At 62.1% G+C, this 13,191-nt stretch carries 14 protein-coding genes; 7 read left to right on the plus strand and 7 right to left on the minus strand.

What is annotated here, in order from left to right; translation table 11 throughout:
* Positions 1-88: 88 nt before the first annotated feature.
* The 4 genes from AB4Y79_RS07550 to AB4Y79_RS07565 all read left to right on the plus strand — a co-directional run bounded on the left by AB4Y79_RS07550 (position 89) and on the right by AB4Y79_RS07565 (position 5,085).
* On the plus strand, positions 89-1,648 hold the full coding sequence (locus AB4Y79_RS07550; RefSeq protein ID WP_441860182.1) for a bifunctional 3-(3-hydroxy-phenyl)propionate/3-hydroxycinnamic acid hydroxylase: 1,560 nt from the start codon (positions 89-91) through the stop codon (positions 1,646-1,648).
* Positions 1,645-2,997, plus strand: a complete 1,353-nt coding sequence (locus AB4Y79_RS07555; protein ID WP_441860184.1) for an MFS transporter — start codon at positions 1,645-1,647, stop codon at positions 2,995-2,997. Before AB4Y79_RS07550 ends, AB4Y79_RS07555 begins: the two co-directional genes overlap by 4 nt.
* Before the next feature lie 82 nt (positions 2,998-3,079).
* Positions 3,080-3,889, plus strand: coding sequence for an IclR family transcriptional regulator (locus AB4Y79_RS07560; protein WP_284978540.1), 810 nt, complete (start codon positions 3,080-3,082; stop codon positions 3,887-3,889).
* Positions 3,890-4,581: 692 nt separating this feature from the next.
* Complete coding sequence (locus tag AB4Y79_RS07565; protein ID WP_441860186.1) at positions 4,582-5,085, plus strand: hypothetical protein; 504 nt, start codon at positions 4,582-4,584, stop codon at positions 5,083-5,085.
* A 423-nt stretch (positions 5,086-5,508) separates the two neighbouring features.
* On the opposite strand, the gene AB4Y79_RS07570 is transcribed toward AB4Y79_RS07565, so the two are convergent.
* The 4 genes from AB4Y79_RS07570 to AB4Y79_RS07585 all read right to left on the minus strand — a co-directional run bounded on the left by AB4Y79_RS07570 (position 5,509) and on the right by AB4Y79_RS07585 (position 7,666).
* Positions 5,509-6,072, minus strand: a complete 564-nt coding sequence (locus tag AB4Y79_RS07570) for a GNAT family N-acetyltransferase (RefSeq protein ID WP_056388678.1) — start codon at positions 6,070-6,072, stop codon at positions 5,509-5,511.
* Positions 6,073-6,200: 128 nt separating this feature from the next.
* On the minus strand, positions 6,201-6,671 hold the full coding sequence (locus tag AB4Y79_RS07575; protein ID WP_056388677.1) for an SRPBCC domain-containing protein: 471 nt from the start codon (positions 6,669-6,671) through the stop codon (positions 6,201-6,203).
* A 10-nt stretch (positions 6,672-6,681) separates the two neighbouring features.
* On the minus strand, positions 6,682-7,326 hold the full coding sequence (locus AB4Y79_RS07580) for a dihydrofolate reductase family protein (RefSeq protein ID WP_056388675.1): 645 nt from the start codon (positions 7,324-7,326) through the stop codon (positions 6,682-6,684).
* A 1-nt stretch (position 7,327) separates the two neighbouring features.
* Positions 7,328-7,666 (minus strand): ArsR/SmtB family transcription factor, encoded by a 339-nt coding sequence (locus tag AB4Y79_RS07585; protein ID WP_441860190.1) that lies wholly within the window; start codon positions 7,664-7,666, stop codon positions 7,328-7,330.
* 508 nt (positions 7,667-8,174) lie between these two features.
* Between AB4Y79_RS07585 and AB4Y79_RS07590 the strand changes: the two genes are divergently transcribed.
* A complete protein-coding gene (locus AB4Y79_RS07590; RefSeq protein ID WP_056388671.1) occupies positions 8,175-8,525 on the plus strand; it encodes a hypothetical protein in 351 nt (116 codons plus the stop codon).
* Positions 8,526-8,637: 112 nt separating this feature from the next.
* Here the strand turns inward: AB4Y79_RS07590 and AB4Y79_RS07595 are convergent, their stop codons facing one another.
* Both AB4Y79_RS07595 and AB4Y79_RS07600 read right to left on the minus strand, forming a co-directional pair.
* Positions 8,638-9,312, minus strand: a complete 675-nt coding sequence (locus tag AB4Y79_RS07595; RefSeq protein ID WP_441860230.1) for a PAS and ANTAR domain-containing protein — start codon at positions 9,310-9,312, stop codon at positions 8,638-8,640.
* A gap of 796 nt (positions 9,313-10,108) precedes the next feature.
* A complete protein-coding gene (locus AB4Y79_RS07600) occupies positions 10,109-10,255 on the minus strand; it encodes a lmo0937 family membrane protein (protein WP_110543403.1) in 147 nt (48 codons plus the stop codon).
* A 571-nt stretch (positions 10,256-10,826) separates the two neighbouring features.
* On the opposite strand from AB4Y79_RS07600, the gene AB4Y79_RS07605 reads away from it, so the two are divergent.
* On the plus strand, positions 10,827-11,210 hold the full coding sequence (locus AB4Y79_RS07605; RefSeq protein WP_056388667.1) for a hypothetical protein: 384 nt from the start codon (positions 10,827-10,829) through the stop codon (positions 11,208-11,210).
* A gap of 32 nt (positions 11,211-11,242) precedes the next feature.
* Positions 11,243-11,971 carry a hypothetical protein gene (locus AB4Y79_RS07610; RefSeq protein WP_441860193.1) on the plus strand — a complete coding sequence of 243 codons (729 nt, stop codon included), beginning with the start codon at positions 11,243-11,245 and terminating at the stop codon, positions 11,969-11,971.
* A gap of 227 nt (positions 11,972-12,198) precedes the next feature.
* Here AB4Y79_RS07610 and AB4Y79_RS07615 read toward each other — a convergent pair whose 3' ends face one another.
* Positions 12,199-12,408: a hypothetical protein gene (locus tag AB4Y79_RS07615; RefSeq protein WP_056388663.1), complete on the minus strand. Its 210-nt coding sequence runs from the start codon at positions 12,406-12,408 to the stop codon at positions 12,199-12,201.
* Between the last annotated feature and the right edge of the window lie 783 nt (positions 12,409-13,191).

The following is a 13,191-nucleotide window of genomic DNA, read 5'->3' on the forward strand; positions in this document are numbered from 1 at the left end:
TGCATTGACTTTATCTATGATGAATTCTAGTCTTGGGTTGTGTCAAGCATCACAGGAGATGCGTGCCGAGAGATTTGAGGATTTGAGGATGGAAAAGTACGACGTTGCTGTCGTGGGATACGGTCCGGTGGGCATGGCCATGGCGGCCCTGCTCGGGAAGGCTGGGCACAAGGTGATTGTGCTGGAGCGCTACGCCGGCCTGTATAACCTTCCTCGGGCAGCGATTTTCGATGACGAGACCATGCGCACGTTCGCAGAGCTCGGGATAGCCGAGGAACTTCTGCCCAAGGTCAGCGCGCAAAGGAACTATGAGTGGCGCAACGGTGCCGGCGATCTTTTGATCGAGCATGAGTTTGCGTTGAAGGGCGCCTCTGGATGGTCGGAGTGGTACATGATGTACCAGCCCGATCTGGAAAATGCGCTGTCCGCCCTCTGCACTTCCCTTCCTAATGTCGAGGTCAGGTTCAACTCGAAGGTCGACGGATATGAAGACAGGGGTGACGAGGTCCGTGTGAATGTGGCCGGGGCTGAAGCTGTGAGTGTCAAATACGTTGTTGCCTGCGACGGTGGCAACGGCACTACCCGGGCCAAGATCGATGCCGAACTCACAGACTTCGGTTTCTCGGAGCCCTGGCTTGTATGCGATTTCCGGCTTACCGGCGACGCCCGGCCGCCACACGCCCGCCAGGTATGTGATCCCAAACAGCCACAGTCGATCATCTCCCTGGGGCCGGACCACCACCGGTTCAGTTTCATGCTCGACTCTGAAGCCGACTTTGAAATCGAACGTGACCCCGAGCGTGTCTGGAACCGCGTAGCGCCCTATTTGGCGCCGGGTCAGGCGGAACTGGTGCGGGTCGCCACGTACACCTTCAGGTCGCTGCTTGCTAACCCATGGCGAAGGGGAAGGATCATTCTGGCTGGCGACGCTGCCCACCAGATGCCGCCTTTCCTGGGCCAGGGAATGTGCTCCGGCATCCGGGATGCCCATAACCTGGCGTTCAAGCTTGATCTGCTGCTGGCCGGGCAGGCTCAGGACTCGATCCTTGATACGTACCAGTCCGAGCGCGAACCCCACGTAGCCGCCGTGGTACACAAAGGCATCGAACTCGGGAAGGTCCAGACCATGCGTGACCCCGAGGCAGCAACCGAACGGGACCGGCAATATCTGGCCAACCGGGCCCGGAACCACAACCCGGAAAAACTGCGCTTTCCCGGCCTCGGCCCGGGCTTCCTGTCCAGCAACGGCCACCCCGCTGCCGGCCACCTGTTCATCCAGGACGAGGTACGCACCGCGGCAGGGGACCAAGGCCGCTTCGACGGGATCTTCGGCTACGGCCCTCGGCTGCTGCTCCTCCGCTCGGCCTACGAAGAGTTCGCCCCCGAAAACGCCCATGACATCGCCGGCGGAGACGTCGTCGTGGTAAACCCCGCAACTGGTCGGGCCGAAGCATTCACGGATGTCAACGGCAGCTACCGGAGCTGGTTTGAGACCAACCAATGCTCAGCAGTACTGGTTCGCCCCGACTTCTACATCTTCGGGGCCGTACGAACAGGCGGTGAAGTCAATGGACTCATCCGCGAGTACGACAAAAGCTTCGCATTCGAAACCAAAATCCCTGCAACATCAGGAAGCGTGAGCGCATGAGCACCAAAGAACAGACTCAGGGAAAGGAACACATCAGGGCAATCTCCGAGCGCGTTCTGTTGACCGTCGCACTGGTCATTGGCGGTTTGGAAGGCTATGACCTGGCAGTATACGGCGTAACCGTCCCCTCGTTGCTGGCCGACCACGCCCTGAACGTCGACAAGGGCGCCGCTGGCACTCTCGGCTCCGTGGTCGCGGTTGGCATGATGATCGGCGCCGGCCTGGCAGGCGCCATGATCAGCCGCATCGGCCCGAGACGGCTCATCCTGTCCAGCTGCATGATCTTTTCGGTCGGCATGCTCCTTTCAGCCTCGGCGCCCAGTGTCCTCATTTTTGGTCTCGGACGCATCCTGGTGGGGTTGGGTCTTGGAATCGTCCTGCCCACCCTGTTGGCCTACGTGGCTGACTTGTCTCTGCCCGGCCGCCGTAACAGGAATACAGGCATCGTAATGGCCGGATACGCCGTAGGCGGCCTTGCCGCCCCGCTGCTGGGCGCTGCATTGCTCCCCGGCGCCTCATTCCGATGGTTGTACGTCATAGGAATCATCCCTGCCGTGGTGATCCTTCCCTTTGCCTGGAAGCTTCTGCCCGAAACGCCCGTCCACCTTCTGCGCCTGCGTCGTACAGAGTCCGCGCACCGCCTCAGCGCCGCCATGGGCTTGCCGGAGCCAGTCCTCGTCGCTGCAGGGAAGCGACACTTCGCAGGGATCGGACCGCTCTTTTCTGCCGGTGTCGGCGGGGCGACGATCCTGTTCTGGATCATGACCTTCTGCGGGCTCCTCCTGGTGTTCGGTATCACCGCGTGGCTGCCCACGATGATGCAGGCCAACGGTTACTCACTCGGATCCGCCCTTCTGCAGACTGCTGCCATGTGGATCGGCGTCGGCGTCGGCGTCATCGTCGGCGGAAAAATCGCCGACAGAATCGGGGCGAAACCAGTTGTCGTGACTGCATTCCTGATGGGGGCACTCAGCCTGGTAGCTATGAGCTTGAACCCGAACGTCGTCGTACTATTCATCCTGATGTTCCTCAGTGGGGTTGGCTTCATAGGCTCGCAAATTCTTGTCAACGGCTTCATTCTGACCCGGTACCCCGACGACATGCGCGGAAGCGGCCTTGCGTGGGCGCTGTCCTTCGGCCGGCTCGGGGCCATTGTCGGGCCGTCACTGGGCGCATGGGTCCTGACCTCAGGACTGTCCGTCGAATGGAACTTCTACACCTTTGCCATCCCCGCAGTAGTAGGAGCTATCGCATCACTCCTGGTCCCACGGATACGAGTCAGCGAACCTGGAAGCCACGAACAAGTCGGTGCGCTTAGAACAGATGCACCCGGCGAAGTAACTGGATAAAACCGCCGGAACATCGACCGCGATCGATTACCCGACCGATACGATCAAGATCGGCAAACAATGCGTAAGGAAGTGCATGGTCATGAGCGACATGGAAGCCGCCGCCCCCTCAGAACGCCAAGGTATCCAGTCCGTTGAGCTCGCAATGCGGATCATCGAAGCCCTCGAATCCGGCGGCGGCCCCATGTCCCTTTCTGAAATCGCGGAGCGAAGCGGCTTCCAACCCAGTAAGGCTCACCGGTACCTGGTGAGCCTTACCAGGATCGGACTTGTCAGCCAGTCCCCGAAGACCGGCCGGTACGACTTCGGGGCAGCCATGCGCCGTCTAGGGGCAGAATCACTGCGCAGGACCAACGAGGTCTCGGTGGCATCTGACTACACCCCCGATCTACGGGACGAATGTGGACATTCGGTAAACATCGCGGTCTGGGGAGACGACGGCCCGGTGGTCGTCCGCTGGGACTATGGAAGCCACGCACTGCCCATCAACATCCGTCTCGGCGCCACACTCCCCATGCTTACGTCGTCCAGCGGCCAGGTCTTCCTCGGTTTCCTGCCGGAATCCATGTGGGCTGCAACGCTGGCAGCAGAACGCTCCCGGCGGAGCCCCAACGCATACACAGACGAAGATATCCAGCGACTCCGGAGCGAAGTCTCAACTAACGGATATGCCTTTACATCCGGAGGCGTCATCCCGGGTGTGTCCTCGATCGCAGCTCCCGTATATTCATCCCTCGATGCAATCCCATTGACGGTCGCGGTTGTCTTCCCCACCGAAGTCGTCCACGAAGACGAACTGGAACTGGTAAAAACCCAGCTGCTCAGCATCACACGAAAAATCTCAAGTGAGCTCGGCATGCCCTTTGAAGGCGACGCCGCTATATCTGCATAAAAAGGCTCTCGTCCCAGACCCTCGGAGGTAGCGACTCGATTCGAGACACAAAGCAGCACGCGACTGAATCCGTGGGCAGCCTGCACGCTTGAGTGCACGACAGCTATCCCCTTGAGCCAGTGCTCCATAATGCTTGGAAGGAAACACCATGATTCAACTGTGGAAGCACCTGGCCTCTTTGCTTGACGCCAGTGGCCAAGAAAAACCAAAGGGCGCGGCGGAATTGCCCTTCTCGGATACTAGGCTCGACTCAGCCGCATGGATTGGCTGGTACGAGGAAGACGCGTGATATCCACCAAGCACAGGCAGAACCATATCCATACCGTTCCGCCTCTTCTCTACATCTTGTTGCCCGGATGGCGTACACCCAAACCTGACGTCAGTTTTGGGTGGGATTCGCGTCAGACTAGGGCCGACAAGCCCTTTCCCGGACATGCCCACGGATGGCTCTTAGAACTTAATCTGACCTGAGACAGGGGTTGGGCAACTGCCAAGTCCATCCCAGGTTGAGGAGGAAGATGCGCGTGGTGGGCCTAGGTAGTTGCGGGTTCGAACAGCCAGCAACGCACATCGAATAGGCTCGTGCTGCTGGGCTGCAGCCGGAGGGGGCTCTTGGTTGGCCCAGCAAACTGCGATCTCAATGGGCCGGGACGGTCGTCCGCTACTGGCCCACGGAAGCGTAGATTATGGGCATGAATGATGATTCTCATCTTCGCCGCGTTGTTTTCGCTGATCGACTGCTGGATGTCGCAGAGTTCACTCATGCGCACTGGTTCTTCGGTAACCTCTACGAGGTCCTCGTCAAAGTCCCGCATCGGCTAGCCTCGTCCGAGGCCAGCAGTGAACTCCCCCGGTCCCCCTTTGGAGCGGGCAGCCCCGGCCGCTACTACGCACCGATCGCACCGATCAACGCTCCTGCCGCCATCGGTGCCCTCGTGGCCGGCTGGGACCGGCCAAGCACAAGGGTCCCACTGATCGTGGCGGCCGCCAGCTCGGCAACGGGGGCTGCTGCTACCGCCTACGTGCTCCGGTTCCTCAACCCTAAGCTGTTCTTCAGCCCCCTGCCGCCAGGCGAAGACCAGCGCCGACCTTTGCTGCAGCGGTGGTACAGAATTCACGCGGTCAGGCTCATAGCCAGCGCCGTCGCCTTGGCCGCCATCCATCATGCCCGAACGGATCGCCTGCGGAACCCGTGAACGCCTGAAGCAAGAAGGAAGTGATAGCCCGGAGAGTCGTGGCGCCAGAGGGTACTCCGGCTCTATTCCAAATACGATGTGGCGGTCATGCTTCGGTTTATGCCGTTCTTTCTCGAATACGTGACCGACAAGAGTACTGGGTGGTTGGCGGTGGAAGGTATCAGCGTCAACGATGCTTTGACTAAAGCGAAAAGTGCTCTCCGGGGACTGGACTGCACCAGTGCTGTCGTCCGGTACACGCCCAACAACGAATCTGTCCTCGGTGGTGGCCCAGTCGTTGCGGCATACAACAAGGCGGAAGGCTGGCGTCTCACCCGTCCCTGGATGCCGTTGCACCGTTGAGAGAAGAGTCAGCAGTTCATCGTCAGCCAGTTGCGGGACCATATGCTCAGGCGCACGGCCCCGTCGCCGGGGCGGCGTCTATTAGGGGGTGGTATCAGGTCTTGTGCTGATCCATTCGGCGCGGAGTATTGAAAATACTTCCTTGTCGTACCGATTTCCGTCGTAGACCCAGCTGCTGCGAAGAACGCCCTCCGAGCGCATGCGCAGTCGTTGCGCGACAGCGATGCTGCGGTCGTTGTCGGTGCGGCACCGCCATTCAACGCGGGACATCCCCCGCTCTAGGAAGGCCCATTCCATGAGCAGTTCGACGGATCGGGTGATGAGTCCGCCGCCGACAGCATCGGGTTCAAGCCAGCAGCCGATCTCGCAGATGCCCCAGATGGGGTCAAACGCGACAAACATTACGCCTCCAACGATCTTTCCTTCGTCCCAGAGCCCATAGATCCGCGCGCCATCATTCGCTGTGGCTGTGGCATAACGGTGGAGGGTGGCGCGGGCACCGTCGACAGTGTCGGTGATGAAGGCCGGTCCGACCCACGGCCGGATATGCTCTTTGGCCCTGCTCATATGCTCGGCAAAGTCGCCAGCGTGCCATGTCTCAAGCGGCTTCAAGGCCACCCCGCCTCGCACGACTGTTTCAAACATAGTTTCTCCAGAGGATCTGCCCGTGGTCGTGGTTGCCACTGGGGAGGTAATTTTCTCAGACGTGTGCGGCGACTTTATAACCGCCATGGACCGGTCTCCCGTGGTGGGGCGCGTGAGCGGCCGCTGCGCTAGGCACCCAAGAGGAGGTAGTTGCCCAGGGCCTCGAGCAGGCCACGGGTTCCTTTCTCCCGGATGCCGTTGTCAGCCCAGAACTGGTCGAAGAACACGCCGTGCTCGGCGTGGGTGAATCTGGTGCCGTTCTCGATCGGGTCGAACTCCAAGGACGCCACCGATGTCGAGGCGTGGATGCCGTCGAGCCACATGTCGTATGTCGTGACGATGCGGTTGTGCTCGACGATGTCGGTGTATGTGGCCTCATAGCGGGAGACTGGACCGTCGTGAAATTTGCCTTCTGCGACGTCCCTTCCGCCAACGCGGAAGTCGAAGGCCCACTCCCGGGCCTCCATGCTGTCGCCGCCGCCCCACCAGGCCAGCTTCTGCTTCTCGTCAGCGAACGCGCCCCAGACGCGTTCGACAGATGCCGGGTAGTCGCGGGTCAGGGTAAAACCGGAGCGTGCGAGTCGCCGTTTGATCGTCATGGGTAGGTTCCTATCGTGTCAGGGTGATGTGGATCGTGCCGCTTTCGGCGACTTCCGTCCTCACCTGGTGAGTCAACTCGAAGGCGCGAAGGTCATCCCAGAGCCGGTTGCCCCCGCCGAGGAAGATCGGGGCCACGGTGAGATGCAGGTCGTCCACCAGGCCCGCGCGCAGGAAGTCGCGGGCGGTCCCGTAGCCACCGCCCACGCGAACGTCCAGGTCACCGGCGGCCTTGGCCGCTTCTGCGAGCACGTCCTCCAGCGCGGTGCTGCGGAAGTGGAACGTTGTCCCGCCCTCCATCGGGATCGACGGGCGCGGCGCGGTGTGGGTAAGGACGTAGACCGGGGTACCGAACGGCGGTTTGCCACCCCACCAGCCTTTCCAGTCCGGGTCATTTGGAAAAGCGTGGAGCCCGAACATGCCCGCTCCCATGATCTCGGCGCCGACACCCTCGAAGAACGAGTTCGCGTACCGATCATCCACACCGGTCGTTCCAGCTCCGCTGGTGTCACCGAATACCTTCTCCCGGAACGTCCGGGTCGCGGTGTACGCCTCCGTCAGGCGCCCCCAGTCCCTGCCCATCGGATTGTCAGGCGTCGGGTCAGCTGGCGAATATCCGTCCAATGAGGTGAACAGGGCCATACGAACACGGGTCATATCAGATGTCCTTCGGGTGAGTGAGGGTGAGGTGGATGCCTAGCCGATCAGCTTGGTGTTCTGCCGGTGTGCGCTGCTCGCCGAGCCACAGGTGCAGCACGTCGAGGGCGCCCGGGCGCAGGCTCACGGTGCGGACACGACCGTGTTTCTCCGACGTGACCAATCCCGCGTCCTCCAGGACGCGCAAGTGCTGCATGAGCGACGGCAACGCCATCTCGAACGGTTCCGCGAGTTCGGAAACTACCGCCGGGGACTTCGCCAATCGCTCCACGACGGCCCGGCGCGTGGGATCCGCGAGAGCGCGGATCACGGAGTCAAGCTCGGCATAATACTTAGGCACAAACCTAAGTATTTGTGACGGAGAAGGAGGTTGTCAATCGATCCAGTCAACACGGCTTTCAGCAGCGTTCCCGTCGTCAATCCAGGGTTCCGATTTCGGAGATAGAAAAGAAGTCCGGCCTTGCTGGCCGACAAAGCGACGCGCGAATTGACCAGGCGAACGCATCGAGCCGGCAATGTCGACCGTGCTCCCACCGGCCGGCAATCGGAGGCCTATTTGTCGGGCCAGGATGAGCGATGTCTGCCGCTCCGCACGTCAACGCGTTGGGCCTTGGCGGCCCAGGGACACGAGCGAAGCGTCCGGTCAGGTCGTTAGCCCAATGAGGAACACGGACGCCGCCCACCCGAGAAGTAGGACAATCCCCGCGCTCCCCCGGTGACCGCCGGAGGGTCCGAACCCGAATGACATCTTGGGGACGGCATACGCCCGATTCCCAGCTTCCACCCAGCCTTCGCAGGTACGGTCCCGGAGGCGGAGCGCTCCGCCCTCAACTCACCCAGGAGGATGCGTGGGCCCCATCAAGAGTCTCTGGGCGATGGTTCAGGGAGACCCCGTTTTCATGCGCCGCGTCAACGGCTGGCTGGCTATTTTCTGGATCCTGATGATCCCTATTTCGCTGCTGATGGGGTGGCTCGATTCGGTGGTTTACGTCTCGGCACTCTCCCTCTGGGCCTTGGTCTCCGGCCATTGGTCGGCCTGGCAGGCCGCGCGCGTCGAGGTCGCGCAACTCGAGGACGCCAAGCGCCGGGACAAGGAAGACTTGGTTGCCGAGGTGGTCGAGGCACTGCTGGCGCGGACAAACGTCGAGCCCGCGCCAGCCACCGCGACCAAACGGGCTGGGACTTCGACCGTATCCTGAGTCCTACGGCAAGAACCTTTCCGGAACAGCTAGCGTCAATACCCCTATCGTGCCGGCCGCTCAGCAAAGGCGCACCGTCGCGGCCCGGACTGCAGAGGCCCACCTCACGCAATCATTGGGGTTTCCGCGTGGTGGCTGGGCCCGATCCTTGCTGCCGTGGGGCCAGCGTGGGCGGCCAGCCGCGCAGGACGTCGTGGAGGTGTCCTTGATCCGCGGCGGCAACGAGCTGCGCGGCGAGGGCAGAGACTTTGATGTTCGCGTGTTGGCTATGCCCGGCGAGCCGGTCAAAGGCCTCGGCGGCGCCGACATTGAAATAGCCCATGATCATACCCTTGGCTTGTTCGATGAGGCCGCGGGTCGCGTATGCGTTCGCCAAGGCGGCCGCAGCGGCCTGGCCGCTCTCGATGGCCATTGCCCGCGTCAGGTCGATGGTCAGGCCATGGATGGCCGCCACCTTCCCGGTCCCGTCCCGGTCGGCCTCCGCGACGGTCAGGACGCGGTGTTCACGGCCCTTGCCATCGATGATTCGGTGAAAGTTGGAGCCCTGACCGCCGTCGCGAGCAAGGGTCTGAATGAATTGACAGGCCGCGTCCCGGTCATCGGGATGCTTGTGAGCGAGAACGAGCTCCGTGGTGGGGACGACCTCACGCCTGGTGTAGCCGTGGATGCGATACAGGCCCTCGGACCACTCACTCCGACCGGTGCCTAATGACAGCCTGAATGACCCCGTCGGGCACACCTCACCCTCAGGAAGGGGAAAGCCGTACGAGACCCGGTCCTCGTACATAGACACGTCACTCTCCTTGGCATCAGCAAGCCGACCGCACCGCCTCACAACGATATCAACGCCGGTCCACCTGCGAATACTCTTTCAAACTTTAGGCTGCTGGCCCGTGAGCTTGGGTCACTCGGCTACGAATTGATGCTCTGAGCGCGTCTGGCGGCGGGTGCGCTGGGCCGGCACCCAAACGGCGCACGGTATAGGCCTTTCCGGTTGACTGGGGCTAGCAGGAGGAGGGAAAGTGTGGGCAGCCGCTAAGCACGAAGCGGGTGTTTGGTGGGACTCTCCAGCAGCCTTGGAGCCGCGCTGAAACGCATTGTTACGCCAACAGCCCGCACATTCGTGCCGGGCGGGCGGCCCATCCGGCACGAATGTGGCGTGTCAGTTGGATCATGCGTCAGACTGATCTCGATCACCCGCCTTTCTTGGGTTTTGTGCGGCCTTTTTGCACCGGGGACTTCAGGCACCGGCACGGTCTGCAGCATGAAGTCGTCACAGTGCGGGACCGTGAAGCCTGCGAAGCCGTGGACGGGCGTACAGAGCAGGCCCACGTTAATGAGTTCGGATCGTGTTGGGGCCAGGAGGGTGGCCTCCCGTCCCACAACGGCAGCGACGTCGGCGGCCTTTGGGAGTCGGGGCCAGCTGTGCCACAGCGCGCCTGTAGGCGCCCCACGTCACCGTAGGTCCTGGGCCGCCGGGTACGCTTGGCGCGTGGTGGAGGGAGTTCTTGGCACGGGCGATTTTCCATCCAACAGGAAAGCCCGCATCGTTGATGCTGGCTCTCGTGGCAATCGCCAAGGTTTCAGACGCGGGACCTGCCCCGGACGAAGTGGATAATCAGGACGATCACAGCAACTACCAAAAGGATGTGAATCAGTCCTCCGCCGATGTTGGCCAGCAGACCAAGCAGCCAGAGGACGGCGATGATGATGGCGATCCAAAGCAACATGGGAGTCTCCTTCAGTTGTTACTACCGAACTCTTGGTCCCGCGATCCGGGTGCCCAGGTTGGCGGTTGGGGTTCGAACAATGTCAGCCTAATACTAAGCATGCTTATTGCAACTGGCGTGTTTCGATGCGCCTCCGGATTCGTGTCGACTTCTTGGTCGGAATTTCCGACCCCGGCCATCGGCGCATCGCATGCAGCCCAACGGCGGAGGCTGGTGTTTCGCAGGTGGCGACCGGTCCGGGTACACGCCTCTTCTCCGGCGCGCGTGGCGTTGAGTTAACCATTCCCGGACTGCCCGTGACGCGCAGCCGTCCCAGATGGATCCAATGACCCGGGCCGCGAATTCCGCCGCCACTTCAGTGAACTGCGCGGAGCGTTCCCTGCCGGTCGACACGAACTCACTGACGTTCCATGCCAGGACCCCCCACGCTCCCTGCGGAACCGCCGCTTAGAGGTCCACGTGTCCGGTTGTTGGGTTTGAATGTGCCGGCGTTGAATTTGGGACCCATGTCCCCGTGGATTTATAGTGGATTTTTGGTAGTCTAATAGTTCCGAAAGTGAGGTGAAGCGTCGTGAGTATTTCGATTGATGTTGGTGCTGCTCACGGTGGCACTGCCCGTCTAGGGATCCGGGAAATCGTCCGCCAGCTTAACAGCGCGCTCGGAGCAACACTGGTGGCGGCGTTGGCGGGCAGCAAGGACCCCAAAATCAGTTACCGATGGGCGCGGACCGACGGACCGGAGCCTCGCCCCGAAGCGCAGGCCCGGCTGCAGCTTGCCCACCGGGCGTGGACCGCGGTCTCCAGCGTGGAAGGTGAGCACGTGGCCAGGCTGTGGTTTGTCGGCGCCAATCCCTGGCTGGACGAGATCTCACCCATCGAGGCCATCAAGGACATGCGGGCCAAGGACGTTATCGCCGCCGCGACAGCCATGACTGAAGACAGGTTCCCGGGTTGACGGGAGTTTGTGGCAGTACCGGTCTGGCGTATGTGACAGGTCCGGTCAGGGGTTACCGCATCGCGAAATCGTCTTACGGGCCCCTGAATCCCCTGCCCCGAAGCTCGGGGACGATTGACCGTTCCTCCTGGTCGCGCTTCGATACCCCCGGCAGCACCGTATATCTGGCCGGGGATCGGCGCACCGCGTACGCGGAAACCCTGGCCATGGCCAGGGTCGGGAAGGACTTCCGAGACGCCGTCACCTTCGCCGCCGGCCAGTTCGGCATCACCGTCGAGACGGCTCGGAAGATGATCCAGGATGACTGGACCAGGAACGGGAACATGGTCCCCGGCTGGCTGCCGGCCAACTGGCGGGACGGGCGCCTCATGTACACACTGCAAATCCCCAGCCCGACACGGTGGATCGACCTGACAGCAGCCGAATCGATCGCCGCCCTGAACCGCCACCTTGGGCAGCAGCTGGATGATGCCTTCGGCATCGGCACGATCACACTGGGGACACTCGCCGGGGAGAACCGCAGCGCGACCACGGCGATGGCCGAATGGCTGCGTGAGCAGGTTCTTGATGACGGGAACTACGCCGCCGGCGTCCGGGCACATTCAAAGTATGGCGGGGGCCTCTGCTGGGCCTACTGGCTGCGGCGGCAGGACGACAGGCTCGGCCCTGACCCGGTGCTGATTGAAGCCGAAACTGAGATCCACCGCGACGACGCTGATCTGAACTATGTGCTGTCCCTCTACGGGCTGGAATGCCGGTAGCGCCCACTCCCTCTCAACCGTTCCCGCTCGTGGACCGGTCTCCCGACACCTCAATCGGCAAGACTCCCTGGACAACGGGAATTCACTCCGGTCCTCCCCCAGCTGCGCCGGGTAGTCCAAAGAACTTTGGACAAACTCCCCTGATCGATCGCGAAAGCCTCGGCAACGCAGCGGCATCCCCAAACTGTCCTGGCTTGGGCGCCCGCTGATATCAGCTCTGCCCTGACTCAGCTCTCAAGGTTGTGTCCGAGGATCCGCAGAAGATCGCCGGCCAACATCCGTAACTCCTCGAACCCGTGCTGGTAATACAGCGGAGTCATCTGGTGCAGAGGCGTGTCATCCAAATCGGCCAGCAACCTGATGGCCTCTTCAATAACCTCATGGTCGCTCCCGTAGATATGGTGGCAGTCAGGATTGTCGGTCTGGTCATCAGTCATGCGATCCTCGCTTGCCAGGTCGGGTCCGTTGGAGTCGGCGGCTGTGCCCGGCCTGGCATGGAATCCCTGGCGTCAACGGCTGAGACCGTTCTTTGCCCGCTCGGAGCCGACGGCTGCACCCGGACGGGACTTGCGGGCCTTCGCCGCACGCTTGCCCCACGGAGACCGCGGCGCTGGGGTGCGTGCCTTCACTGCGGGCCGCGGCCAGGCGGCCGCTGATCTGGATTTCGCTGGCCCCGGTGTTTTCCAAGGACTCGGCAAACCTCTCATGGTGTTCGGCTGAACCATAGTCGGCGGCCGCCGTGCTTTGGCTATCAGTCCTTGATCCTTTAACCGGCTGCTGTCGTTGCCGATGACACGGTTTTCGATGTCGCGGCCGACGCCTTCGAGGCGTGCGAAAAGTTCCTTTCGGACGTGAGGTCCTCGACGCAGTATTGCAAGTTCCACCCAGACAGGCGAGGCGGCATGGCTCGAGCGCCCGAAACTGCATTGCGCACCGTCCGCGGCCGACCCCGCACCGCAGAGAAATTCACTTGCAACACCTGCTCACGGGGCGCCAGCCGGCACCGCGCCAGCTGGCCTGGAGGCAGGATCTGCGTGGCCTGCTTCACCGTCCCCGTGCGCACGCACGTGTCTCGCCCTGACTGCCGAACAGAGCGCATGCTTCCCGGTCGGCCAGCCGCCCACGGCGGTCAACCGGTCTGTGTCGATTGCGCAGTTACCACACAGGACTACCACTGTTCTCGCTGCGGCACGGACGCCCCGGGCACTACCGCCAGAACA

Origin of the sequence: Pseudarthrobacter sp. YAF2 (assembly GCF_052113345.1) — a bacterium.
Taxonomy (GTDB): Bacteria; Actinomycetota; Actinomycetes; order Actinomycetales; family Micrococcaceae; genus Arthrobacter.